At 70.5% G+C, this 25818-nt stretch carries 14 protein-coding genes and 1 rRNA gene; 3 read left to right on the top strand and 12 right to left on the bottom strand.

The window, feature by feature from the left end; all coding sequences use genetic code 11:
• The 3 genes from ACQRUO_RS07440 to ACQRUO_RS07430 form a co-directional block, all read right to left on the bottom strand.
• A 16S ribosomal RNA gene (locus tag ACQRUO_RS07440) occupies positions 1-120 on the bottom strand; the annotation flags it as partial.
• A 680-nt stretch (positions 121-800) separates the two neighbouring features.
• Positions 801-2063, bottom strand: a complete 1263-nt coding sequence (gene tyrS, locus ACQRUO_RS07435; protein WP_428314947.1) for a tyrosine--tRNA ligase — start codon at positions 2061-2063, stop codon at positions 801-803.
• A 102-nt stretch (positions 2064-2165) separates the two neighbouring features.
• Positions 2166-2801, bottom strand: coding sequence for a DNA-3-methyladenine glycosylase (locus ACQRUO_RS07430; protein ID WP_428314945.1), 636 nt, complete (start codon positions 2799-2801; stop codon positions 2166-2168).
• 174 nt (positions 2802-2975) lie between these two features.
• Between ACQRUO_RS07430 and ACQRUO_RS07425 the strand changes: the two genes are divergently transcribed.
• Positions 2976-3515, top strand: a complete 540-nt coding sequence (locus ACQRUO_RS07425) for an HNH endonuclease (RefSeq protein WP_428314944.1) — start codon at positions 2976-2978, stop codon at positions 3513-3515.
• A 96-nt stretch (positions 3516-3611) separates the two neighbouring features.
• On the opposite strand, the gene ACQRUO_RS07420 is transcribed toward ACQRUO_RS07425, so the two are convergent.
• From ACQRUO_RS07420 to ACQRUO_RS07400, 5 genes are all read right to left on the bottom strand, one after another.
• A complete protein-coding gene (locus ACQRUO_RS07420) occupies positions 3612-5606 on the bottom strand; it encodes a PQQ-binding-like beta-propeller repeat protein (RefSeq protein WP_428314943.1) in 1995 nt (664 codons plus the stop codon).
• A gap of 189 nt (positions 5607-5795) precedes the next feature.
• On the bottom strand, positions 5796-6554 hold the full coding sequence (locus ACQRUO_RS07415; RefSeq protein WP_428314942.1) for a sulfite exporter TauE/SafE family protein: 759 nt from the start codon (positions 6552-6554) through the stop codon (positions 5796-5798).
• Positions 6555-6815: 261 nt separating this feature from the next.
• On the bottom strand, positions 6816-7880 hold the full coding sequence (locus tag ACQRUO_RS07410) for an SPFH domain-containing protein (RefSeq protein WP_428314941.1): 1065 nt from the start codon (positions 7878-7880) through the stop codon (positions 6816-6818).
• A gap of 56 nt (positions 7881-7936) precedes the next feature.
• Positions 7937-8359, bottom strand: coding sequence for an NfeD family protein (locus ACQRUO_RS07405; protein WP_428314940.1), 423 nt, complete (start codon positions 8357-8359; stop codon positions 7937-7939).
• Between the two features lie 234 nt (positions 8360-8593).
• The gene (locus tag ACQRUO_RS07400; RefSeq protein ID WP_428314939.1) at positions 8594-9385 is read right to left on the bottom strand and encodes an ABC transporter ATP-binding protein; all 792 of its coding nucleotides are present in this window, start codon (positions 9383-9385) and stop codon (positions 8594-8596) included.
• A gap of 220 nt (positions 9386-9605) precedes the next feature.
• On the opposite strand from ACQRUO_RS07400, the gene ACQRUO_RS07395 reads away from it, so the two are divergent.
• Positions 9606-10415: a hypothetical protein gene (locus tag ACQRUO_RS07395; protein ID WP_428314938.1), complete on the top strand. Its 810-nt coding sequence runs from the start codon at positions 9606-9608 to the stop codon at positions 10413-10415.
• Between the two features lie 21 nt (positions 10416-10436).
• On the opposite strand, the gene ACQRUO_RS07390 is transcribed toward ACQRUO_RS07395, so the two are convergent.
• From ACQRUO_RS07390 to ACQRUO_RS07375, 4 genes are all read right to left on the bottom strand, one after another.
• A complete protein-coding gene (locus tag ACQRUO_RS07390; protein ID WP_428314937.1) occupies positions 10437-11126 on the bottom strand; it encodes a response regulator in 690 nt (229 codons plus the stop codon).
• Positions 11119-12327: a GAF domain-containing sensor histidine kinase gene (locus ACQRUO_RS07385; protein WP_428314936.1), complete on the bottom strand. Its 1209-nt coding sequence runs from the start codon at positions 12325-12327 to the stop codon at positions 11119-11121. The genes ACQRUO_RS07390 and ACQRUO_RS07385 overlap by 8 nt, the downstream gene beginning before the upstream one ends.
• Positions 12328-12567: 240 nt before the next feature.
• Positions 12568-13041 (bottom strand): hypothetical protein, encoded by a 474-nt coding sequence (locus ACQRUO_RS07380; RefSeq protein ID WP_428314935.1) that lies wholly within the window; start codon positions 13039-13041, stop codon positions 12568-12570.
• 152 nt (positions 13042-13193) lie between these two features.
• Positions 13194-20501 (bottom strand): RHS repeat-associated core domain-containing protein, encoded by a 7308-nt coding sequence (locus ACQRUO_RS07375; protein WP_428314934.1) that lies wholly within the window; start codon positions 20499-20501, stop codon positions 13194-13196.
• Between the two features lie 430 nt (positions 20502-20931).
• Here ACQRUO_RS07375 and ACQRUO_RS07370 point away from each other — a divergent pair, with 430 nt between their 5' ends.
• Positions 20932-25800 carry a ricin-type beta-trefoil lectin domain protein gene (locus ACQRUO_RS07370; protein WP_428314933.1) on the top strand — a complete coding sequence of 1623 codons (4869 nt, stop codon included), beginning with the start codon at positions 20932-20934 and terminating at the stop codon, positions 25798-25800.
• Positions 25801-25818: the final 18 nt, after the last annotated feature.

The following is a 25818-nucleotide window of genomic DNA, read 5'->3' as shown; positions in this document are numbered from 1 at the left end:
TGCCCACGTGTTACTCACCCGTTCGCCACTGATCCACCCCGAAGGGCTTCACCGTTCGACTTGCATGTGTTAAGCACGCCGCCAGCGTTCGTCCTGAGCCAGGATCAAACTCTCCGTGAATGTTTACCGGTCTATCCGGTCTCCACTCGCGCAGAGCGGCACGGCAACCACCGGAATAGGGCGGCCCCGCGCACTGCGTCCTCGCTAGTGTTATTTCAAAAGGAATCTCCAACCCCGATCAGATGATCGAGGCCGGGGATGTCAACATATCTGGCGTTGACTTTTGGCACGCTGTTGAGTTCTCAAGGAACGGACGCTTCCTTCGCAGCCACTTCCGTGGCCCCTCCGGGCTTCGTTCTTTCGTGTTTCCAGCTTATCAGATCCGGCGTTCCGCCTTTTCCGACTTCCTGGCTGGCCAGGACCGCTCTGCGCATTGCTAATGCTTTGCGGCGACCGCCACTCTACTGCATTTCCGGACGCTGTCCGACCACGTGAAAATCCCGAGAGATATTCCATGAGGTGTAAATCAGTAAGTGTGATGGTCGCTCCGCACGGAATTCGGGCCGGCCTCTCGGCTGCCCCTTCCTTCCCCGTCCGGTTCAGGCGACTCGGTCTACATTAGGCCAGCCCGGCGGGCGCGTCAAACACAGAGGGGCCAGATCTGACCAGATCTGGCCCCTCAGGGGTGTTCACGCTGCTCAAGGACGGTGCATTTCAAGCCACCTGATCAACGATCAGGATCTGACACCCGCCCTCAGCCGCGCCGCGAGCACTGACTGCATGTCAGTGGGAGCGGAGCGTCAGCCGGCGAGTTCGATCGCCGCCAGGTTCCGCTTGCCGCGCCGCAGCACCAGCCAGCGGCCGTGCAGCAGGTCGGCCTCGGTCGGCACCGCGTCCTCGTCGGCCACCTTGGCGTTGTTCAGGTAGGCCCCGCCCTCCTTGAGGGTGCGGCGGGCGGCCGACCGGCTCGCGGCCAGACCGACGGAGACCAGCAGGTCGGCGATCGGGGCCAGCTCGGTCACCTCGGCGCGCGGGACCTCGGCGAGGGCCGAGGCCAGCGTGGCCGCGTCCAGCTCGGTGAGCTCGCCCTGGCCGAACAGCGCCTTGGAGGCGGCGACGGCGCGCTCGTACTGGTCCGCGCCGTGCACCAGGGTGGTGAGCTCCTCCGCCAGGGCGCGCTGGCCCTGGCGCAGGTGCGGGCGCTCGGTGGTCTCCCGCTCCAGCTCCTCGATCTCCTCCTTCGAGCGGAAGCTGAAGATCCGCAGGAAGTTGGAGACGTCCCGGTCGTCCACGTTCAGCCAGAACTGGTAGAACGCGTACGGCGTGGTCAGCTCGGCGTCGAGCCAGATCGTGCCGCTCTCCGTCTTGCCGAACTTGGTGCCGTCCGCCTTGACGATCAGCGGGGTGGCCAGTGCGTGCGCCGAGGCGCCCTCCGCCTTGCGGATCAGCTCGGTGCCGGCGGTCAGGTTGCCCCACTGGTCGCTGCCGCCGGTCTGCAGGGTGCAGCCGTAGCGGCGGTGCAGCTCGCGGAAGTCGTTGCCCTGGAGGATCTGGTAGCTGAACTCGGTGTAGCTGATGCCGGCGTCGGAGTTCAGCCGACGGGCCACCGCCTCCTTGGCGATCATGCTGTTGACCCGGAAGTACTTGCCGATGTCGCGCAGCAGGCTGATCGCGGACAGCTCGGAGGTCCAGTCCAGGTTGTTCACGATCCGGGCCGCGTACTCGCCCTCGAAGTCGAGGAAGCGCCCGACCTGGCCGCGCAGCCGCTCCACCCAGCCGGAGACCGTCTCGGGGTCGTTGAGCACCCGTTCGGCGGTCGGCTTGGGGTCGCCGATCAGACCCGTCGCACCGCCGACCAGGCCGAGCGGGAGGTTCCCCGCCTGCTGGATCCGGCGCATCGTGAGCAGCTGCACCAGGTTGCCGAGGTGCAGGCTCGGCGCGGTCGGGTCGAAGCCGCAATAGAAGGTGACCGGACCGTCCGCGAACGCTTTGCGCAAGGCGTCCTCGTCGGTGGACAGGGCGATCAGCCCACGCCACCGCAGCTCGTCGACGATGTCCGTCACGGTCACGCTTCTCCTTCGGGAGGGCCGGCCGCGGCTGGCTGCGGATCCGGCGTGCAGGTGTTTCTGCTGGGCACCAGCCTGTCTGAGGGTACGCGGTTCGCGCTACGCGGTTTTACCCGCGGACCTGCGGCGCGGGGTGTGCGCCCGGTACGGACTGACCGACGGCTCCCCCTCGATCCAGAACCGCCACGGGGTGTCGGCCGCGGTGGAGACACCGGTGCGCGGGCCGCTGCGGATCAGCTCGGCGGGCGGCGGGTCACCGGGCAGCAGCCGGAAGACCGGGCCGGCCACCACGTCCTCGCCGTTCTGGGCGCGGTCGACGCCGAGCGCCCGGGCGAGCCGGGCCGGGCCCTGGGCCAGGTCGTGCTCGCGGCGGCTGGTGTGCCGGCGGCGCCGGGCGAAGGCCGTGCCCTCGGTGACCTCGCCGGCCCGCAGCAGCACCCCGCCGGCGTGCAGCGCCGGGCCGCAGACCACGTTGAGGCAGTAGTGCATGCCGTAGGTGAAGTAGACGTAGGCGTGGCCGGGCGGGCCGAACATCACCGCGTTGCGGTCCGTGCGGCCGCGGAAGGCGTGCGAGGCGGGGTCGTCCGGGCCCAGGTAGGCCTCGACCTCGGTCAGCCGCAGCTCGACCGTGCCGGTCGGCAGGGTGCAGCGCAGCCGGCGGCCGAGCAGGTCGGGCGCCACCTCGGTGGCCGGGCGGTCGTAGAAGGCACGGGGCAGCACGGGGTCGGTGGACACGAGGCCGAGGGTAGCCGGACCCGCCGACAGCCCGAACGGCCGACCACGCGGTGGGCTCCCCGCCCGACCGCGCAGGGCGGCTGAGCGGCGGAAATTCCGTTGTGGCGCACGGGGCTTGGCGGTCAGAGTGGTCGGGTCCGCCACGGCGGCGGAAAGGCCTGGGAGGTGTCCGGAATGCGCAACACGCTGGTGCTGAACGCAAGCTACGAGCCCCTGTCGACGGTGTCCCTGCAGCGTGCGGTGGTGCTGGTGCTCCAGGACAAGGCCGTGGTGGAGCAGGCACATCCGCTGCGCGTGATGCGGGCGACCGGCATGTCGGTGCCGGTGCCGCGGGTGATCAGACTGCAGCGGTACGTCAGGGTGCCGTTCCGACAACGGGCGCCGTGGTCGCGGCGGGGCGTGCTGGTCCGTGACCAGTTCCTGTGCGCCTTCTGCGGGCGCCGGGCGACCACGGTGGACCACCTGGTGCCGCGCTCGCGCGGCGGCGCCGACAGCTGGCTGAACACGGTGGCCGCGTGCGCCGAGGACAACCAGCGGAAGGCCGACCGGACCCCGGAGCAGGCCGGCATGGCGCTGCTGCGGCGGCCCTTCGAGCCGACTCCGGAGGCTTCCCTGATGCTGGCGCTGGGGCTGCGCGCCGGCGACGTCGGGGAGCTGGCCGCCTGGCTGCCGGCCGCCGACCGCGCGGCTGCGCCGGCCGCGGCGCTGGCCTGAGGTCGGCGCCCGGGGAACGCGACGACGAACGGACAGACGGGCCGGCCGATCCCTTGATCAGCCGGCCCGCCGGACGCGTTGCCGGTCCGCCGCCCGTCAGCCCTTGGCCTGGAAGGCGGTGGCGATCCCGAAGCTGCCCGAGTGGTTCGGCACCGCGATCACCCGGTCGCTGCCGATCAGCACCCGGCCCGCGGTGAGCAGCGAGCCCGTGGTGGGCGGGAAGCCGCCACCGACGGCCTCCTGGCCGGTGGTCAGCGCGAAGCGGCTCAGGTGGGCCGGCTGGTCCACCCGCTGCTCGGCGGCCAGCACCAGCGACCCGCCATCCAGGCCGATCGGCGCCACCCCGCCCTTCTCGGTGACCGGGGTGCGCCACAGCTGCTTGCCGGTGGCCAGGTCGTAGGCGACCGCCGCGGTCGGCCCGCCGGGGGCGCCGGCGGTGGTGACCATGGTGTGGTCCTGGAAGAAGACGCCGGGCGTGGCGTCGAACGTGCCGTGGGCGACGTTGAGCTGCGCGCCGCCGTTGGGGTCGGCGACCGGGATGGTCGCGGCGGGGTCGCCGTTCTGCCCCCAGGCGAGCACCTGGGCGCCGCCCTGGTCGCTGCTGACCAGCATCACCGCCGGTTCGGCGGACAGCACGGTGGCGGTCTTCGGCGGGGTGGCCAGCGGCTTGGCCCAGAGCGGCTTGCCGTCGGCGGCACCGAGCGCGACCACCTGGTCGGCCGGGTTGCTGTCCGAGCACGCGCTGTGCAGCAGCACGGTGGTGCCGGCGGCGCTGCCGGACAGGGTGCAGAACTTGCCCTGGCCGCCGTACTGCCAGGCGTCCTGGCCGTTCGCCGCGGTCCAGGCGGCCACGTGGTCGTCGCCGACCGCGATCACCTTGTCCTCGGTGACGGCGACCTGGGCCGCGTACGGCGTGTTGCCGGAGAGCGACTTGGTCCAACCGATCTTGCCCGCCTTGGTGTCGACCGCGGCCAGCAGCGTGCAGCCGCTCTTCGGGTCGGGCTGGGCGTGGTACAGCACGCCGCCGATGCCGGCGGAGTTGACGGTGGGCGACAGGTCGCAGGGGGTGAGGCCGGGCGTCGGGGCGTCCAGGCTCCAGGTGGGCTTGCCGGTCGTCACGTCGTAGGCGTGCACGCCCGAGCCGTCGGCGCGGACCACGGCCGAGGGCAGCACCCAGCTGCCGACCAGGGTGTCGTCGGTGCCCGGCGCCGCGGCGGCGGCCGGCTGGGCGGCCCAGATCTTGTTGTGGGCGATGGCGAAGCCGGGGTCGGCCGTGGGGACCGGCGGGGCGTCGTGGTGCGAGCTGCCGCCGCTGGTGGCGACCACGCCCGCGGTGACCAGCACGCCGAGCGCGGCGACGCCGGCGGCGACCCGGATCAGCAGCGTGCGGCGGCCGGGGGCGCCGTCGGTGGCGAGCACCGTGCCGAGTGCGCCCTGGGCGGCGGCGCGGGCCCGGTCCAGCACCGAGCCGCCGGAGCCGGAGTCGTCCGAGCCGCGCCGCGAGCGGGAGCCGGCGGACCCGGCGTCCGGATCGTCGAGGTCGTCGGGGGCGTCCGCGTCGTCCGGCACCGGGCTGAAGGTGGCGGTCGGCGCACCGGCGAGCAGTTCGGCCTCGGTCGGCCCGCCGCCCGCCGGGTCGAAGCCACCCTGCTCGAAAGCGCCCTGCTCGAAGCCGTTCTGCTCGTAGCCGTTCTGCTCGAACCCGTTCGGGGCGAAGCCGTGCTGGGTGAAGCCGTCGGCCCCGACCGCCGGCATGGTGGCGGTGCCGAAGGGGTCCTCGTACGCCGGGGTCTCCCCGTACCCCGGGTCCACCGGGTAGCCGGCGCCGCCCGGGACCGCCATCGGGTCGGCCTGGTAACCGAACTCGGCGCCCTGCTGGTACCCCTGCAGCTGCTGCTCGGACCACTGCCAGGGCTGACCCTCCGCCCCGGGCTGCGGCTCGACCGGGTAGCCGGGCTGCGCCGACCCGTCGTAGGGCTGCTGCTCCGCCGGGTACCAGGCCTGCTGCTGGTAGTCGTAGCCGGCGGGATGCGGCCCGCCGCCCTCCTGGGGGTACCCCGGGTCGGAGGCTGGGGGGAAGTCCTGAGCCATGCGTTCCGTCCGTCCGACTGTCTGACACCGAACGGCCAGCATCTCACGAGGCGCGCGAGCCCCGACCGGCCCCAGCGGTCACGGGGTCGATCGGGGTCGATCGGTAGGCGGTGCGTGACTGACCGTCAGCTCGGGACGGTTCGGGTCAGCCCACCGGTGGCCTCGCGTCAGCCCACCGGCAACCTCGCGTCAGCTCACCAGCAGCTTGGTGACCGCGGCCAGGCCGACCACCACGATCAGGCCGCGCAGCGCGACCGGCGGCAGCTTGCGGCCCACCTTGGCGCCGATCAGCCCGCCCAGCGTCGAGCCGACCGCGATCAGCAGCGCCGCCAGCCAGTCCATCGAGGCGGTGAACATGAAGAAGATCGCGGCCACTCCGTTCACGATCGCCGCCAGCACGTTCTTCACGGCGTTCATCCGCTGCAGTTCGTCGCGGAGCAGGATGCCCATCAGGGCCAGCAGCAGCACGCCCTGGGCGGCGCCGAAGTAGCCGCCGTAGATGCCGGAGAGGAAGACCCCGGCGACCAGCAGCGGGCTGCCGTCGGGGTGGGCGGTCAGGCCGCCGCGGGCGGCGACCGCCCGGGCCACCCGGGGCTGGATCACCACCAGCACCAGGGCCAGCAGGATCAGCACCGGGACGATCGCCGTGAAGGCCGCGCTCGGCAGCTGGGTCAGCAGGTAGGCCCCGAGCAGGCCGCCGAGCAGCGAGGCGAGGCCGAGCCGGACCACCCGGCCGCGCTGGCCGGCCAGCTCGCGCCGGTAGCCGACCACTCCGCTGAGCGAGCCGGGCACCAGGCCGAGCGTGTTGGAGACGTTGGCGGTGACCGGGGGCAGCCCGACCGCCAGCAGGACCGGGAACGTGATCAGCGTTCCCGACCCGACGATGACGTTGATGGTGCCCGCACCCGCTCCGGCGGCGAAGACCGCCAGCCCTTCCCAAGGCGTCATGGATCCGTCCCTACTCTCGCGTGTCCACCCCGGTACCGGTGGCGGCGCTCGCGATCATGCCGGACGCCGGGCCGGCTGCCCAGGGGCTTTCAGGATGAGAGATGCGCTGCATTCCGCGCATGACCGACCACCAACGACAGAACGCCGACCACCACGCCAGAGCACCGACCACCACGCCAGAGCACCGACCACCCCGGCGAAACGCCGAGCGCCGCACCCCTCACGGGACGCGGCGCTCGGCGTTGCGGAGCCGGGTGCGGCCTACTCCGGGTCGAGCTGCGGGTACTCACGGGTCGGGTTGACCCGCGGCCGGGCCGCACCGGCGTCGTCGGTGCCCACCGGGCGCGGTCCGCCGGCCGCGCCGACCGGGCGGCCGCCGCCGTCCGCCGGCTGCTTGGCCAGGCTCGGGCCGCTGGTGCCGGGCGCGGTGCCGGGGCCGGCGCCCTGCCCGCCGCCGTTCAGCCCGCCGAACGCGCCGCCCAGGCCCTTGAGCGCGTCGCCGACCTCGCTCGGGATGATCCAGAGCTTGTTGGCGTCGCCCTGGGCCAGCTGCGGCAGGGTCTGCAGGTACTGGTAGGCGAGCAGCTTCTGGTCGGCGTCGCCGTCGTGGATCGCCTCGAAGACGGTGCGGATCGCGGCCGCCTCACCGTCGGCCTTGAGCACCGCGGCCTGCGCCTCACCCTCGGCGCTCAGCACCGCGGCCTGCTTCTCACCCTCGGCCCGCAGGATCGCCGCCTGCCGCTGGCCCTCGGCGGTGAGCACCGCCGCGCGCTTGTCCCGCTCGGCGCGCATCTGCTTCTCCATCGAGTCCTGGATCGAGGTCGGCGGCTCGATCGCCTTGAGCTCGACCCGGTTGACCCGGATGCCCCACTTGCCGGTGGCCTCGTCCAGCACCCCGCGCAGTCCGGCGTTGATCACCTCGCGCGAGGTCAGGGTGGACTCCAGGTCCATCGAACCGATGATGTTGCGCAGCGTGGTGACGGTGAGCTGCTCGATCGCCTGGATGAAGCTGGCCACCTCGTAGGTCGCCGCCCGGGCGTCGGTCACCTGGTAGTAGATGACGGTGTCGATGTTCACCACCAGGTTGTCCTGGGTGATCACCGGCTGCGGCGGGAACGGCACGACCTGCTCGCGCAGGTCGACCCGGTTGCGGATGGTGTCGATGAACGGGACCACGATGTTCAGGCCGGCGTTGAGCGTCCGGGTGTAGCGGCCGAACCGCTCCACGATCGCCGCACTCGCCTGCGGGATCACCTGGATCGTCCGGATCAGCGCGAAGAACGCCACCACAACCAGAACGACCAGCACGATGATGATGGGTTCCACAGTGTCTCCCCTGGACAACCTGCATAACTCGGACGACTTGCCACCGGGACGGCCGGCTAGTCGACCAGGGCCGTCGCGCCCTGGATTTCGACGACATCCACCTGCTGGCCCGGCTCGAAGACCCGGTCCGGGTGCAGTGCCCGGGCCGACCAGATCTCGCCGTTCAGCTTGATCCGTCCGCCGTGCTGATCGACCCGCTCCTGCACGGTCGCGCGGGCCCCCTGCAGCGCCTCGATGCCCATCCGCACCCGTGGCCCGCGGTCCAGCCTGCGGTAGGCGATCGGGCGGACCACCACCAACATGGCGATCGAGACCGAGAGGAAGGTGACGAACTGCCAGACCACACCGGCGCCGAGACCGGCCAGCACTGCGGCACCGACGGCCCCCACCGCGAACAGCCCGAACTCCGGCAGGGCGGTGAGCACCAGCGGTATGCCGAGACCGACGGCGACCAGGAGCCACCACAACCAGCTGTCCACAGGCCCATCCTAGGGAGGAATCGAAGTCCTGAGGGTGGGTTCCCGCAGGTGGACGGGCCAAAACCGGACAGCGGCACCGTCCCGGGGCCGCGGCGATCGGCGCAGCTCAACCCCCCTGCCGACACGCGTCCGTGGGGCGCCGCACCCCTCGGTGCGGCGCCCCACGGGCACGGGTTCGTCGTCGCTCGGCGCGCGGCCCCCGCGGTGCGGGTCGGTCGCGGGGTGCGGGCGGGCTCAGCCGAGCGGCAGGCCCTGGGCCGACCAGCGGTCGCCGTGGCGCTCCAGGGTCAGCGGCAGGCCGAAGCAGAGCGAGAGGTTGCGGGCGGTCAGCTCGGTGTCGATCGGGCCGGCGGCCAGCACCTTGCCCTGACGGATCATCAGCACGTGGGTGAAGCCGGGGGCGATCTCCTCGACGTGGTGGGTGACGATCGCCATCGCCGGCGCCTGCTCGTCGCTGGCGAGCTGGCCGAGGCGGCGCACCAGGTCCTCGCGGCCGCCGAGGTCCAGGCCGGCGGCGGGCTCGTCGAGCAGCAGCAGCTCGGGGTCGATCATCAGGGCGCGGGCGATCAGGGTGCGCTTGCGCTCGCCCTCGGAGAGGGTGCCGAAGCTGCGGTTCTCGTAGCCGCGCATGCCGAGGCGGTCGAGCAGCAGCAGGGCGCGCGACTCGTCGACGCTCTCGTAGGTCTCCTGCCAGGTGGCGGTCATGCCGTAGGCGGCGGTGAGCACCGTCTGCAGCACGGTCTGCTCGCGCGGGATGCGGTCCAGCAGCGAGGCGCCGGCCAGGCCGATCCGCTGGCGCAGCTCGAAGACGTCGACCGAGCCGAGCTTCTCGCCGAGCACCGCGACGGTGCCGCTGGTGGGGTGCAGGTAGCTGGCGGCGACCTGGAGCAGGGTGGTCTTGCCCGCCCCGTTCGGGCCCAGGATCACCCAGCGTTCGCCCTCGGCGATGGACCAGGAGACCTGGCTGATCAGTGCGCGGCCATCCCGGACCACGGAAACGTCAACCAGCTCCAGCACGTCGCTCATCCCAACGCCTTCCCCATTGCAGATTCTTCGGCCGTCCGGGGCCCTGCGCAGCGGGGTCCTGCGCGAAGGAGACCTCGGGGTGCGGTCCACTATGTCGACAAGTCGGTGCCGGCGCGCAGCCTACTCCCTGCACCTGGTGGGCAGGCAGGGAGGACGGCAGCGCGCGGCACAGCCCAAACCTACGCCACCCGGGTGGCCGCGTTGTCCGTAGGCTGGCGGGATGCCGCTGACTCCTGCCCCCGTTCCGCCCGCCGATCCGTTCGCCGAACCGCGCTCCGCCCGGCTGACCGCCTGGGGCAACTCGCTGCTGGCCGGTTTCGCACCGCCCGACCACGTGGTGGAGGAGGTCGTCGGGGGTGACGAGAGACACCGCGTGGTCGGGCTGCCCGGCGACCCGGACGGCGAGCAGCACGCGCTGAGCTGGGCCCTGGGCCGGCTGCGGGTGCTCGGGGTGAAGGGGCTGCGGCTCGCCCTGCCCGCCGACGGGCACCCGCTCGGGCTGACCGGCCCGGCCGCCTTCAACGGGGTGGCGATGGAGGTGGGCGAGGCGGTGCTCGCGGTCGGGGTGCCGATCGGCTTCGTCCCGGAGATCGAGGTGTACGGGCCGCCCGGTGACCAGGCGGTCACCGTGCGGTGGCGCTGCCACGAGGTGCGCGAGGCCCCGCCGGCCGACGTGCCCTCGCTGCAGGAGGCCGAGCGCGAGCTGGCCGAGGGGCTGCGCGAGGCCACCGAGCTGCTCTCCCGGCTGGACGTGGCCGGGGCCGGACCGGAGGCGCTGCGGGCGCTGGAGCAGTACCGGCGCCGCGGGCACAGCAGGCTGCTGGCCCCCGGCTACCCGCCGCGCGCGGTGCGGGTGCTGGAGTCGGCGCGGCAGGTCTCGGCGCTGCTGGCGATCGCGGCCGGCGGGCACGGCGCGGCGGTGAGCGCCGGCGAGATGGCCGCCCGGTCCGCGGTGCTCGCCCCGCTGCGGCGCACCGCGCGGCGGGCCCAGGTGGCGGCCTACAACGCGCTGGTGGACGAGCGGGAGTAGCCTGCGCCCGGCACGGGGCGGCTACGCGTGCAGCTCCTCCTCGTGCCGCACCGCCCAGAGTGCGGCCTGGGTCCGGTCGGCCAGGTCCAGCTTCATCAGGATGTTGGAGACGTGCGTCTTCACCGTCTTCTCGGACAGCCCCAGGCTGCGGGCGATCTCCCGGTTGGACCGGCCGTCGGCGATGTGGCCGAGCACCTCGCGCTCCCGCTCGGTCAGCGTCCCGCCGCGGCCCTGCGGCGCGCGCGGGGTGTCGTCGGCCAGCAGCGCGCCGGCCAGTTCGGGCTGGAGCAGCACGTGGCCCGCGTGCACCGAGCGGATCGCCCCGGCCAGCGCCTCCGGGTCCACGTCCTTGTAGACGTAGCCGGCCGCGCCCGCGCGCAGCGCCGGGACCACGGTGCGGTGCTCGGTGAAGCTGGTGACGATCAGCACGCGGGCCGGGTTGCCGTGCTCCTTGAGCTGCTTGAGCGCCTCCAGGCCGTCCACCCCGGGCATCTTCAGATCCATCAGGACCACGTGCGGTGCCAGGTCCTGGGCCTTCGCCACCCCTTCGGCACCGTCGGCGGCCTCGCCGACCACCTCGATGTCGTCCTGCACCTCCAGGAAGGTGCGCAGCCCGCGGCGGACCACCTGGTGGTCGTCGACCAGCAGGACCCGGATGGCCGTCGGGCGGTGCTCGGCCGGCAGCTGGTTCTGATGGTTCTGATCAGGCACCGGGGACCTCCAGTTCGATGACGGTGCCGCGGCCCACGGCCGAGGTCAGGTCGAGCCGGCCGCCGACGCTCTGCGCACGGTCCCGCATCGACACCAGCCCGAGGTGCCGGCCGGCCTGCCGGACGGCGCCCGGGTCGAAGCCGCGCCCGTCGTCGGTGACGGTGAGCAGCGCCCCGCGGCTCGGCGTGCCGCGCAGGCTGACCGCGACCCGCTTGGCGCCCGCGTGCCGCAGCGCGTTGTGCAGCGCCTCCTGGGCGATCCGCAGCACCGCGGCCTCCTGGGCGGGCGGCAGGGTGCGCACCCCGCCGTCCGACGCGAACTCCACGCTCGCGGTGTGCGCCCGGTCCAGCACCTGGACCTGCGAGGCCAGGGTGGCCACCAGTCCGTCCTCGTCCAGCGCGGCGGGGCGCAGCTCGACCACCACCGCGCGCAGTTCGTCGGCCGCCTCGCCGGCCAGCCGGGCGACCTCGCCCAGTTCCTCGCGGGCCCGGGCCGGGTCGCGGTCGAGCAGCTTGGCGGCGGCCTTGGCGGTCAGCCGCAGGCTGAACAGCTTCTGCGAGACCGCGTCGTGCAGGTCGTGGGCGATCCGGGCGCGCTCGCCGGCCAGGGTCAGTTCGCGGCTGCGCTCGTAGAGGCGGGCGTTGGCCAGCGCGATCGAGGCGTGCGCGGCCAGGATCCGCAGCAGCCGCTCGTCGTGGTCGGTGAACCCTCCTGCCTTGTTGGCCAGGAAGATCGCGCCGAGGATCTCGTCCCCGTCGATGATCGGCATGCCCAGGAAGTCGGTCAGCTCCGGGTGCGCGCTCGGCCAGCCGCCGAACGCGGCCGCCTTGCGGACGTCCCCCAACCGGGTCGGCTCGGCGTTGTGCAGCATGGTCGCGAGCACCCCGTGCTGGCGCGGCAGCGGCCCGATCGCCTTCCACTCCTCGTCGGTCACCCCGTCCACCACGAACTGCGCGAACCCGCCGTGGTCGTCGGGCACCCCGAGCGCGGCGTACCGGGCGCCGAGCAGGGTGCGCGCGGAGGCGGTGATGCGCCGGAGCACCTCGCGCACCTCGAGGTGACCGCTGATCGCCAGCACGGCCTCGCTGACGATCTCCAGCCCGTCCAGACAGCCATCGTCGAGCTCGTGGTGCCCGGCGGAGCGGCGGTCTGCCGACCGAACGGTGCCGCCCTGCCCGGGCGGGTGGTGCGTGTTCCCCATGGGCCCAACCGTAGCGCCGCGCCCCGCCCCCGGCGTGGGGCCGGGGGCGGGGCGGGGGTGGGGCTTGGGGTGTAGGACCGAGGCCCTGGGCCTCATCGGCTTGGCTGACGGGTTCGTGGCGTTTGGCACCCACCCAGCATGCGGCGGCGCCTCACCCCCGGAGATGTGCCAGGGACGGGGCCGGACAGGCAAGCGGGCCGGGGACTGAGGCCTCGCGGCGTGAACCAGCGCCGCCAGGGCCTACTCGACGCGAAAACCTCCGTGCTCAGCGGCCGTTCTCAAGAAGCTGATCCAGCCTTCCCAACCCGGAACGCCTCCCACTGCTTCTTCCCGCGCGAGCTGATCTGCCGAGTCGTAGGCCGCAAGCGCACGGCGGACCTCTTCCGGCGTCACCAGCCAGTTGTCGTTTGTCCCTCCGATCTTGTACGACGGAATTCCAGCTGGGGACTCGGGCGACCACTCCCTGACCCGGCTGTCCGCCGCGAAGAACTCACGGACCGCCTGCGGCAGGTCGGGGTCGGATTCGTCAAGGTGGGCAATATCCAGTGCCCGCAGGCCGAAATCAGTCGCGCGCGGCCACCGCGGTTCGGCCACCGGAACAGTCATCCGTAGGGCGGCCATCGCATTCTTCACCGGCTCCATGCTCGTGGCATTGAAATGGTATTCGGAGTCGCCCAAGTCACTCTCCGAAACCAACACCATGTCCCAGCTCACCGTCAGCTCCTTGCATCACGACCAACTTGCGAACAGCAGAGGGTACTGCCGGTCTGGCAGGCGCTCACCTGCCCGACCGACAATACCCTCCTCGTTACTGACTCATGGCGTCACCGCAGACGCAGGGCCCTGTTGCACCCGGGCCGACCGGCTCACGCTGGCGGTGGGGGCTGACACGAGTAACCCGTGTCAGGCCCGCAGCCCGCATCCCACTCGTCGACGAAGCTCTTCGCCCAGAGGAGATCACCGACAACTCCGAAAACGCCCAGGAGCTTTCCGCCTCCGAGGCCTCCCATGTCCTCGTCCCCGCCGGCTGTCGGCGGCCGTCGCGGCGCATCATCGGAGCCCGGAGGATCGTCCTTTCCAATGGCCTTGCCTGATGCGGTGCGCGGGATGATCGGACCGTCCGGGCCGACCTGGGCAGCTTGGACACACGCGACCGGTCGACTGTCGAAGCCAGTGTCCAGATAGACGACTCGGATGTTCGGATTGTCCTTGACGAGTGCAGCCACTGCCTCGGCCTGTTCCTGGCTCTGCGCAGTAAAGACGACCTTCTGCGTCTGCTGCTTCGCGCCCTGCGCGTCGTCCATCCGCATCTTGTTTATCGACGTATTGACGATCTCGCTGTACTTTCCACTGTTCGAGGTGAAGTTGTCCACGGTCTCGACGTTGACAATCTTTCCGTCGGACCAGGTGACGCAGATGTAGTCGGCCGTGGTTCCGGCGACCGTTGGACCTCCGTCCGCCCCTCCCGTGGGAAGCACGTGCTTGTTCTCCAGTCGCGACTTGTCCGAGTCATCCTGGAAAAGGTACTTGCTCCCTGACCCGGTCTTCGGATCGTAGAGATTTCCCGAAGTCTGGAGGTCGTGGTTCAGGTAGTCGAGCGTCTTGTTGGACGACGTGCTGTCCCCTTCATCAGCAAGAACATGCGGAACCCCGTTGCCGTCATAGATGACGTTTCCGTTCTGCGTCAGGGGGGTCCCGTAGTTGATGCCGACCGTGTAGTTGGGGCCACCGGGGAGAGTATTCGTGTTGATCTCTCGACCATTGTCATCAACAGCAATACGACCGGTCGGATCGCAACTGTTGACGGGGTCGTTGCCGCTGTAGGCGTAGCCGTTCCACTGCTGCGGGTTGGTTGCCGAGAGGAGCGGATCCGCGCTGAGGAATCGGCCGGTGCCCGATTGGTATTCGCGGGCGCCGAGGTTGGTGAATCCTGTGGTGCTGTCGGTGGTGCCGCCGACGAAACCCTTGTCGCCGGCCCAGTTGTTGGTGGCGGTGCTGGTGGCACGGGGGTTGCCGAAGGGGTCGACGGGGTTGCGGGTCTGGGCCAGGGAGGTCGCGTCGAGGGAGAGGGTGTTGGTGCCGTGAGAATCGGCGATCTCGTAGGTGTTGGTTTTGGCCGTGCGAACCAGGGTGACACCGCCGGGCATCGGGTAGTACCGGGTGCCGGTCGGAGCCGCCTTGGTCGTGGTGTTGTAGGTGAGCTCGTCGCTGCCGCCCCCGAGGATCACCGTGTTACTGCCGGGGCTGCGCCGGATCAGCAGGTTTCCGCTCGCGTCGTAGACGTAGCTGGTGGTCTGGCCGCCCTGGGTCTCAGAGGCCAGCTTGCCCTCCGCGTCCCAGGTGAAGGTGGTGGCGTTGCCGTAAGCGGTGGCGCTATCGGTGCCGTTCCAGGTGCTGCTGCTCCAGATCGGGTTCTGGCTCAGGGCCTGGGCGGACTTGTAGACGACCAGGTTGCCGTCGTCCTGCAGGGACAGGTAGGCGCCGGCGTTCGGGTAGGTGCCCGACGCCCACAGCGGGTGGTTGCCGCTGTCGTAGACGACGAAGTTGCCGTCCGTCTGCATGGTCGCGTAGGCACCCGGGTGGTTGTACGTCCCCGTGTTCCACACCACCGCTCCGGTGCGCAGCGACATCAGCACCAGGTTGCCGTCGGCCTGCATGGACAGCCGGACGCTGTTGGAGGTGATGCTCTGGCCGGAGGCCAGGGTCCAGCCGCCGAACAGGTTGCGGGTGCCGCCCGGCTTGATGATCTTCGTGGTGTTGCCGGCCGCGTCGTACTGGTCACTGCCTGACTGCGGGTTGGCCGTGCCGTTGACGACGTTCTGCACGTAGGTCAGCGCGTGCGGACCGCCGTTGCCGTCGCCGCTGTTGGTCTTCCCCGTGTTGAAGGACTGGTTGGTGGTCACGTCCTTGGTGGTGTCACCACCGGCGTCGTGCTGCACCAGTTGCGTGCGGTTGCCGGTCAGGTCGTAGCCGTAGGACTGCCAGTAGGCGGACGGACCACCCACCGTGGTGCGGTTGGGCGCCTGGGCGCCGCTGGTCGGCGTGCTGTTGGCGCAGCTGCCGATCGAGCCGACGCTGGGCTGCGGGGCCATGGTGACGCTGCCGGTGTCCGACCACGCGGTGGTGAGCCGGCCGAGGTAGTCGTACGTGAAGCACTGCGTGTCGGTCGACGCCGGGGTGTTGTTCGGGATCCCTGTGATCGAGGTGACCTGACCGGCCGCGTTGTACGAGTACTTGGTCTGCTGCACCGCACCCGTCGGGTTCGGCTGTGCGTCGACGAACTGGTAGACCTGGCGGCCCGTCGGCTCGTCGTAGGAGTTGGTGACCACGACCTGCGTGCCCCACGGGTTGACCGTGGTGCGGGTGGGACGGCCGTACGCGTCGTACGCGTTCGAGACGTCGTAGCTCCACATGTTCTGGTTCTGCTGGCCATAACTGACCATCAGACCGCGTGCGTCGTAGCTGTAGTCGAGCATCTCGTACGGAACGTCACCGACCGCAGGCCGGTTCTGCCAGATCATGGCGCCGGTGATGGGGTTGTACCCGGTCTGCTGGGAGTAGGTGAACGGGGTGGTCTGACCCACCTCGCTGCCGGGAATGGTGACCTGGGTGCTGGTGGGCCGGTAGGCGGCGTCGTATGAGACGACGGCCGACGTGTAGGCAGAGCCGCTCGCGCCGCCGACGTAGCGGGTGGAGCTGGCCGGCTCGCCCTTGCCACCCGGCACCGTGTCGTAGCTGAAGGCGGTCAGCTGCTTGGTCGCGTCCGTGGTGGACGTGCCGCTGAACTCACCGGTCGTGCGGCCCAGCAGGTCATAGCTGTAGGCGAGGGACTGGCCGCGCGCGTCCGTTGTGGTGGCCAGGTGGCCAGAGGTGTCGTAGGACTGCGTGGTGGTTCCGGTGTCCGGGTCCGATGCGGTGATCTGGCGGTTGCGCTGGTCGTAGCCGTACGACCAGGTGTTGCCAGCCGCGTCCACACGGGTCGCCGGCAGCCCGGCCGCAGTGTTCGTGTAGGTCGTCACATCTGCGTCACCGGGATTACCGGTAGCAGTCGGCGTGCGGTACTGCCACAACTGAGCGGCCCGGCCCCGTGCGTCCAGCACTGTGCTGGTTGGTGTACCGCCGCTGGGCGGGGTGACATCCGTGCGGTCCACACCCGGATACTTGGTCATGGTGCTGGCATTGGTCTGAACCACACCATAGGCCCGGAAGTCCGCCTGGACCGGGCGCCCGAGACCGTCGAAGGTGGTGTAGGTGGAGTTCGGCACCACGGACGGATCCATGTTGAACCACGTCGTGCTCGGCGCACTAGCGTCGTTGTAGAAGGCTGCGTCCGAACGCCAGACGTGGCCCTGCGAGTCGTAGAACGTGTCCGACACCATCCGGCCGTTGTAACCGCTGATGGCTGGCGTCGCCTGCGTCTGGATGGTGCGCCCGAGGCCGTCCATGATCGCGATCGACGTACTGTAGTGCTGGTCGTCGTTCTGCAACGTGTTACTGGTGACGGTCGAGGCCCCGCCGGTACCGTTGACGGCGTAGCTGAACGTCGCCGAGGCATTCTGCGCGGTCGTGCGGCCCGCGGGCCAGGCAGCGGTCAGCCGCCCCATCGCGTCGTAGCTCTTCGTCACCGTCTGCCCGTTGGGGTCGGTGACGACCAACGGCAGGGTACGAGCCATGTCCAGCGTCGTCGTGGTCGTACGGCCGCTTGCTGCGTCCGGCGCACCCGCCGGCGCCGGAGCAGTCACGGTGATTGTTGCGGGGAGTTCACCGGGGTTGGCGGATCCAAAGGCTGTCGTCGTGGCGGCACCCCCCGGGTGTGCGCTGTCGACACTGGTCGTGTCCGTGCTGACCACGACCCGCCCGTAGCTGTCGTAACCGTTGGTTCCGATCATGCTGAACTGGGGGTTGCCGCTGCTGTCATAGTGATCGAGCACCTGGATGCTGGTGATCTCACCCTGGCTGCCGGCTCCGCCGAAGCCCTGCCCGTCAAAGAGATTTCGACTTCCCGAGACAGTGTTGGCGGCGGTCGGAACGGCCGAGCACGCGTTTGCTCCGGACACCGCCACAGTCTGTGCGACCAGCTTCGTCAGCTGTGCGTTCGCGCTCGTCGCGTAGGTCGGACGAACACACACATCGGCCGTACCATCCGCGCTGCTGAGCGAACTGGTGACCCGGTTCGCATTGGCCGGATCGGTGGTCAGCACCTCGGAGCTGGTCTGCCAGGTCTTACCGTCGGCCTTCAGAGCCTTGCTGGTGGTTGTGGTGCTGGTTGCGGCATAGCGCGCCAGCAAGTTCGGCAGGCCACCGGACCGGACATGGGTCGCGGTCACCACCGGACCACTGCCGGTGTGCACGGTGAACGCGGACACCGGCCCGCCGGCAGCGCTGTACGTGTCGGTTTCCAGGATCTGACCGGCGAACCAGTCATCATCGCTCACACCGGATATGACCTGACCACTGTTCAGACCCGCGACCGTGGCAGTGCGTGTGCCGGTGGCTGTCAGGTCGCCGTTCATGCCCTGGTAGTAGTACGTCGTGCTCTGACTCGGGGTGGAGTCATTGGGGCTCCCGGACACCGTGGTCACCCAGGCATAGCCACGGAACTGATCCCAGGTACGGGACTTGGGATCCACCAGCGTGGCGTCGTTGTGGTGCCAGGCCGCGGGCCCGTAGGTGTAGGTGGTCACCTGAGGCTTGTCGCCAGCGGCGAGCTTGGGGTCCACGGTGACGGTGCTGACCGGGTAGCGCTGGAACCAGTCGTCCGTCGGCGTGGTGTCGACGGTCGAGTTCGGCGGGTACCACTTGACGTTGAAGCAGTTGCGGGTGTCCGTGTCGGCCGTGGCCGGCATCTGGTTGACCACCCGGGAGCACCACGGCTGATCGCCGGTCGGCACCGTGCCCGTGGTGATCGGAACCTGGTAGTCCGCGCTGATCGTGCCGCCGGCCTCGGTGGTGACGATGGTTAGGCGGGGACGGTTGTAGTCAGGGCGGGCCGGACTCAGGCCGTCCACCCTGTTGGCCAACAACTCCCAGGTGAAGGAGACCGGGGGCAGCGTGACCGGGGACTGGCCGTTCTGATTGTCCTGCGCAGTGTGCTGGACCGAGGTCAACCACGGGATCTGTGTGTTCTCCGAGCTGTTCTGCGCCTGCACGAAGACGTGGTTGAGCTGGTAGCTGTCCACCGTGCGGAACGAGCCGTTGCTGCGCACCTGGGTGGCGATCGTGTTCAGCCACTTGGAGGTCCAGAACGACGGCGAGGCATTGCTGCAGCTGTTCTGGTCGCACTGCTGGTCCAGGGGAACGTCCGGCCAGTTGGCCGCGTTCGCCTGGGTCCGCTGACTCGGATCGCACGCCGCCGTGGAGGTGACGCAGCGCTCGCCGGAGGTGAAGACGACCTTGGCCGCGCTCTGGTAACCGCCGTTGGCGCCGAGCTGGTCCGAGAGCAGCTGACCGTAGTCGATCTCGGAGAGCACGCCCGCACGGGTGTACGCGGTGTCCGTTCCGCTGCCCTGGTTCTGGCCGGCGCCGCGCGAGTAGTTGTTCGTCTCGGCGTTGTAGTGGTAGGTCGTCAGGTTGCCGTGGACGTCCACCACCGCGTCCAGGTTCCAGCGCCAAGCCATCTGGCACCAAGCCTGCGAGGCAGTGGAGTTGTAGCAGGGGTCGCCCGCCTTCGGCGAGTACACCGGCACCGTCCACGCCGACTGCGTGTCCGCGCCGAGCGTGGTGGGCTTGCCGTCCGCACCCGGGAGGTGGTTCAGACCGAAGTAGTAGACCGTGCCCGAGGTATCGGTCACCTTGATGTACGAGCCGTTCCAGGTGCCGTTGGTGGCACCGGTCAGGAACTCGATCTTCGTGCCGTCGTCGCCCTTCAGGTGCCAGGCGCAAGCCGACTGCTCCTGCGTCGCGGCCTGGTTCGAGGCGCAGCTCGCGTCGTCCGGGACCAGCTCACCGGAGTGGCCAGCCAACGACAGGGTCAGGTTCGCACCACCCCAGCACTCGTCACCCGCGCCGGTGATCCCGTCCTGGAAGCAGGGCGTGTACTGACGCTCCACAAAACCGGAGTTGAGATCCCAGCCATCGCCGCCCACCCAGGAGGCCTGGGAGTTGGTCGAGGATGTCCTTCCGTCCACTGAGGACGAGTCGTAGGACAGTCCGAGCGACGGAGCAGTACCACCCAGGGTGGGCGGAACCGCCACCGGGTAGCTGTACGTAAACGCACCCGACGACCCGCCAGCGGTCCAGGCGGTACTCGGGTTCAGCGAGGTCGCCGTGTAGGTCCCGGCGCCGCTGCTGCTGCCCGACACCACGCCGACCACCGCCGGCGCACCCTGTGCGGTGGCCGGAGCCGCCGCCAGCGCCTGCGGGTGCACTCCACCCGACGGAGCGGGAGCGGCCGCGGCGGGAGCCGCCGGCACCGTCAGGTCCGCAACCAGTCGCTTGGTCTTCGCGTCGTAGTGCGAGGGGAGCGCGGTCCGGGTCAGGCAGCCCGGCACCTGGGGCGTGGTCAGCGAACACGCGGGCAGCGAGACCAGGCTCGCACGCTGCGCGAAGTCACCGCCGTAGGAGCCCAGCTGGTCCAGGCCGACCCCAACCCGCAGCTGCGAGCCGGGCTTGGCGCCGTCACCGGAGAGCGCGATCACGCCGGTGGGTGCACCGGCGGCCGCGGCGGTGGCCTGGTCGGCCAGCGTCACCTGCACCGAGCCGCTCGCCGCCGGAGCAGCAGGCGTGGTCGGGGCGGCCTCTGACCGAAGCTGCGGCGCAGCACCGCCCGGTGCCTTGGCCACCGGCGACTGCGCCCCCGCGGCGCCGTCCCCGGGTGCGGCCGGCGCCAGCCAGACCGGCAGCGAGCCGGCCTGCACGTCCGATCCCGCGGCCGGCGCCGGCACAGCGGCCAGCACGTTCGCGCGCGGCGCGGCGGCCCCCGGAGTGCTCGCGCCGGCGGGAGGCGCCAGCGTCAGGCTGGCCTGCCCCGGCTTGGCCTTGGTGCCGATGGCCGCCGGCGGGGTCCAGACCTGGCCGGCCGGGAAGCTCGGCTTGGCGGCCGCGAGGGCCGGAGCGCTCTTGCCCGGCACCGACTTGGTGGTGGGCAGCGGCGTGTTCGGCGGCGTCCAGAGCTTGCCGGTCTGGTGCGACGCGGCAGCCGCGACGGTGGGCACCGACAGCATCGCGGTGACCACCGCGAGCGCGCTGACCGTCGCGAGACGTGAACGTATGGACCGCCTGAATCCGCCGGATCTGTCGCGGACAGCGGGTAGTGACACCAGACCCCCCTCGGTGACACGACGTCACCATGTTTGTATGTCGACTCTCACAGTTGGGCGGGGGGACGGTAGCGCCTCGAGTGATCTTGGAGAAGGGGTCGCTTAAGAAAACCATAAGGTGATTCATCTCACGCCCAGGAGGATCGCCATCATCACCGATCAAATCGGGCATTCTCGTTTGCCCTGGCACGAGTCAATACCGCAGCGTGGCGCCGCACACGCGCGCCTCGCGCGCGAAACCACCACATGAACCCGTCATACAAGGACGCCCGTGCCTCACCCACCGTCATCACGCCGCCCTCACAGAACGGGCCTGATACCCCGTCGCCTCGCCGTCGCGAGCACCGTGCTCGCGCTCGCGTCGGCGACCCTGGTCGCCCAGACCGGGCTGGCCTCCGCCGCCGGCTCGGCCAACGCCACCGGGGCGGTCAGCGGCCTCTCCCAGTCGACCTTCGACGCGCTCAACGCCAAGCACGCCAAGGACCCGGTCCCGCAGGGCCAGGACGCCGCCGCGTTCGCCCAGGCAAAGAAGACCGGCAAGAACGTCCCGATCGACCGGCTCACCACCGAGTTCACCGAGACCGTCGCCACCCCGCAGGGCCACTACCAGCTGACCAGCCACCCCGACCAGCAGCGGATGAAGGTCGGCAACCAGTGGCAGGCCTTGGACCCGACCCTCAAGCCGAAGGCCGGCGGCGGCTTCGCCCCCGCCGACACCCCCTCGGGCGTGGTGCTCTCCAGCGGCGGCGGGGGGCCGCTGGCGACCATGACCAGCAAGGACGGCAAGACGCTCGCGCTCACGGCGCCCTTCGCGCTGCCCGCCCCGCAGGTCGACGGCGACAGCCTCACCTACCCCGGCGTGCTCGGCTCCGACACCGACCTCAAGGTCACCGTCGGCAAGAGCGGCAGCGTCAGCACCGTCCTGGTGCTGAAGACCGCGGCCGCCGCGGCCAACCCGGCCCTCAAGACGCTGCACTTCGACACCACCACCGACGGCGTCACGGTCAGCACGGCTGCGGACCACACGCTCAGCGCAGCCGCCGCCGACGGCAAGCCCCGCTGGAGCGCCCCGGCCCCCACCATGTGGGACAGCTCGGCCGCCCCGGGCTCGCCCGCCGCTCCGCAGAGCCGTCTCGCGAAGAGCGCGGCCGGCAGCGCGGCCGCCGCCGACGCTCCGGCCGCCGCCCAGCCGAGCACCACGCCGTCCAGCCCGCCGGCCACCGCCCCGTCGGCTGCGCCCAAGGCCCAGGACCAGGACCAGAGCTCGGCCGACGGCCCCGGCCAGACGGCCAAGATCTCCACCATGGCGGTCAGCAGCACCAGCGCGGGCATCGACCTGACGCCGGACCAGAACCTGCTGCAGACCGGCAAGGCGCCGTTCTACATCGACCCCACCTGGATCCCCTGGTCGGGCGGCAGCAACGGTGACGCCTCGGTCCAGTCGCTGTACCACACGGCCGGCAACTACAACGTCAACGGCCCGAACGACAGCGACCACCTGGGCGTCGGCCTGTGCGGCACCTACTACCCGAACGGCGGTGCGTGCTCCGGCAACAGCATCTACCGCACGTTCTACCAGTTCGACACCAGCGCGCTCGCGGGCACCGTGATCAGCTCGGCCCACCTGGACGCCTGGGAGTACCTGTCGGCCGACTGGTCCTGCACCACCAACTACAACGTCAGCCTGTACTGGGTGAACGGCGCGATCGGCCCGGGCACCAACTGGGACAACCAGCCCCAGCCGTTCGGCGGCGCGACCAGCACCATCCCGGTCGCGGGTGACGGCCACACCGGCTGCCACGACGACATCGACGAGCAGTTCCCGATCAGCGGTTCGCTGCTCTCCGGCTTGTCGAGCAACAACATGGTGACCGTCGGCCTGCGCGGCGACGAGGGTAACCCCAACGGTCTCAAGCGCTTCGACTACGGCGCCAGCATCACGGTCTCCTACGACCGCGTCCCGAACGCGCCGACTGACCCGCAGGTCAACCCGATCCCGACCTCGGTCACTGGTGGCAACACCCAGGCCTGCGGCACCGGTTGGGGCACCTGGGGCTGGCTCGGCGCCGGCACCGACGCGAACGGCGCGGTCACCATCAGCACCGTGGTCTCCAGCCCCGCCAGCCAGCAGAACCAGCTCCAGGCCAACATCCTGATGTGGGACTACAGCGCCAACGGCGCGGCCCCGCCCGGCAACACCGAGACCCCGCAGACCGGCCAGAACGGCCGCGCCACGTACACCGTCCCGGGTGGCTACATCAAGGACGGCCACGTCTACGGCTACCACTTCCAGACCCTCGACGGCGTCTCCGGCATGGGCTGGTCCGCCTTCGGCCCGACCTGCACCTTCGCGGTCGACGAGACCCCGCCCGTGGTGAACCTGCCGTCCACGGTCGAGGACCAGTACAGCGAGTTCCCGCCCTCGGGCGACGGCCAGACCACCCAGCTGCACGTCGGCCAGTCCGGCTACATCGTGGCCGCCGCCACCGACCCGGCACCGGGCCCCGGCCTGAACTCCTCCGGCATCGCCTGCCTGCAGTGGGGGCTGGACCCGAACCTCAAGGGCTCCCAGTGGCAGTGCGCCGGCAACCTGCCGGCGCTGGGCCCCAACGGCTACAAGCTGCCGATCACGCCCGGCCACTGGGGCACCAACGTCGAGTACATCCAGGCCCGCGACAACGCCGGCAACATCTCGCCGATCGCCCAGTACCCGTTCTACGTGCCGTGGAACCCGGCCGGTCCGCCGCCGATGCTCGGCGACATCACCGGTGACGGCGCCCCCGACATGGTGACCGCAGGGCCCGACGGCAGCCTGCGCTCCTACAACGTTCCGGGCAACCAGCTCGCCACCGGCCCGGCCGTCTCGGTCGCGGCCGCCCCGCAGCAGAGCCCGGACGGTGTCAGCTGGGCCGACGTGCACCAGCTCACCCACCGCGGCAGCCTGCGCAAGGGCCTGAACGTGGACGACGTGCTGGCGCACCTGGACGGGGACAAGAACCTCTACCTGTACCCGAACGCCAGCACCGCCACCGGGATCTCCGGACAGCTCGGTCCGATGGTCGCGCTGCCCAAGCCGAACTGCCAGGTGACGGTGGTCACCAAGAACTGCGCGACCTACCACGCGGGCGACTGGTCCACCACCCAGCAGATCGCCGCCACCGGTGACATCACCATCGGTACCCCGAAGGGCTGGCAGACGCCGCTCAACCCGACCGGCCTGCTCACCACCGAGGTCGACGGTGACGGCAACACCGGCCTGTGGTTCTACCCCGGCGCCGGCAGCAACGCCCTCGACCCGCCGATCCAGCTCGCCGCCTCCGGTTGGCAGGGCCTGCACCTGATGTCGCCCGGCGACTGGGCCAACCAGGGCCACCCCGGCTTCTGGGCGGTCGACGCCAACGGGAACATCTCCGGCTACACCCTCACCGTCGGCCAGGACTCGACCCTCGACCAGTCGGGCAACCCGACCGGTCTGTACCCCGCGGTCACCGGCATCAGCAGCCCGATCGCCCTCGGCTGGGTCGACCCGACCAAGTACAACGTGGCCGCCCTGGAGTCGGACGGCGACCTCAACGGCAGCGGTTCCAGCGGGCTGTGGGACGTCGACAAGAACAACCCCACCCAGTCCAACCTGACCACCTGGTTCGGCACGCCGATCATCACCAACGGCGCTCCCACCGGCTACAACTGGAGCACCACCGAGTACCACGCCGGCTCGATCAGCGGTTCCCCCGAGCAGTGGCCGTTCGGCATCACCAAGGTCGACAACAAGGGCAACGTCGTCCTCGACGCCAGCGGCAACCCGGTGATCCAGACCGACGGCTCCGACACCCTCGGCAAGAACCCGCTGACCGCCAACGGCACCGGCACCGTCACCTACGGCTCCGACCACCCGGGCAACACCCCGGAGAAGGGCTCGGTGACCGTCTCCGGCGGCGCCACCCTGAGCACCCCGACCACCCCCGACGCCAACACCGCGGGCCTCAGTGCCCCCGGCACGCTCGCCTCCGGTCAGGAGATCGACTCGGCCACCAGCCGGCTGGTCATGCAGCCGGACGGCAACCTGGTGCTCTACCCGGACGACGAGCCGAACCACGCGCTCTGGGCCTCGGGCACCTTCAACCACCCGGGCGCCACGGCCACCCTGCAGTCCGACGGCAACTTCGTCGTCTACGACACCAACCACACCGCGCTCTGGTCCAGCCAGACCTTCGGCACCACCCACCTGCGGGTCCAGGACGACCGCAACATGGTGGTATACGACACCACCAACAAGCCGTTGTGGACCAGCAACACCTACGACGCCACGCTCAACCGGCCGATCCCGGTCGCGGCCAACGGCCCGGTGGTGGACACCAGCAAGAGCTACAGCATCTCGGCCTGGGTCCGGATCAACCAGGACACCGGCACCGACCAGGCCCCGATCTGCGTGCAGGGTGACAGCCGCCCGTCGGTCAGCCTGACCTACCGCGCGGCCAGCCACAGCTGGGGCGTCTACGGGACCACGTCGGACGACCCGAACGCAGGCTGGCCGTCCGCCGCTGCCGCCGGCTGGACCGGTGCGATCGGCACCTGGTCGCACCTCGCGGTGACCTACTCCGCGGACACCCACACGTTGAGCTTCTACCTCAACGGCTACCTGGCCGGCTCGACGGCGCTGAACACCCCGTGGACGGCCAACCGGGCGCTGACCATCGGCGGCTGCTACTTCGACAACGACTACACCAAGCTGGTCGACCAGTTCAACGGCTCGGTCTCCGACCTGCGGACCTACCCGTTCGAGCTGACCAACCAGCAGGTCGCCGCGCTCTACGACGTGCCGCGGCAGACGGTCAGCCTGACCAGCAGCAACGGCGCCAAGTGCATGGACGACAACAACGCCGCCACCGCTGACGGCACCAAGGTCCAGGTCTGGGACTGCAACGGCTCGCAGGCCCAGAAGTGGTCCCTCGGTGCGGACGGCGCCGTCCACATCCTCGGCAAGTGCCTGGACGGGAGTGCCGGTACCGCCGGCACCAAGCTCCAGATCTGGGACTGCAACAGCACCTCGCCCCAGCACTTCAGCCCGGGGCCCAACGGCAGCCTGGTGTTCAACGGCACCAACCTCTGCGTGGACCTGCCGAACGGTGACACCACCGACGGCAACCAGTTGCAGCTCTACGGCTGCAACGCCACCGGCAGCCAGAACTGGACGCTGACCACGACCACGCTCTGACCGGTCCGGCTCTTCCTC

This window comes from Kitasatospora sp. LaBMicrA B282 (assembly GCF_050325825.1).
In the GTDB taxonomy this organism is placed as follows: Bacteria; Actinomycetota; Actinomycetes; order Streptomycetales; family Streptomycetaceae; genus Kitasatospora.
This window is presented reverse-complemented; position numbering and strand designations above follow the sequence as displayed.

What these genes read in the sequence shown, in the direction of transcription:
- ACQRUO_RS07425 (WP_428314944.1), top strand. Translation starts at nt 2,976, where the DNA reads ATGCGCAACACGCTGGTGCTGAACGCAAGCTACGAGCCCCTGTCGACG.
- ACQRUO_RS07420 (WP_428314943.1), bottom strand. Translation starts at nt 5,606, where the DNA reads ATGGCTCAGGACTTCCCCCCAGCCTCCGACCCGGGGTACCCCCAGGAG.
- ACQRUO_RS07415 (WP_428314942.1), bottom strand. Translation starts at nt 6,554, where the DNA reads ATGACGCCTTGGGAAGGGCTGGCGGTCTTCGCCGCCGGAGCGGGTGCG.
- ACQRUO_RS07400 (WP_428314939.1), bottom strand. Translation starts at nt 9,385, where the DNA reads ATGAGCGACGTGCTGGAGCTGGTTGACGTTTCCGTGGTCCGGGATGGC.
- ACQRUO_RS07395 (WP_428314938.1), top strand. Translation starts at nt 9,606, where the DNA reads ATGCCGCTGACTCCTGCCCCCGTTCCGCCCGCCGATCCGTTCGCCGAA.
- ACQRUO_RS07385 (WP_428314936.1), bottom strand. Translation starts at nt 12,327, where the DNA reads ATGGGGAACACGCACCACCCGCCCGGGCAGGGCGGCACCGTTCGGTCG.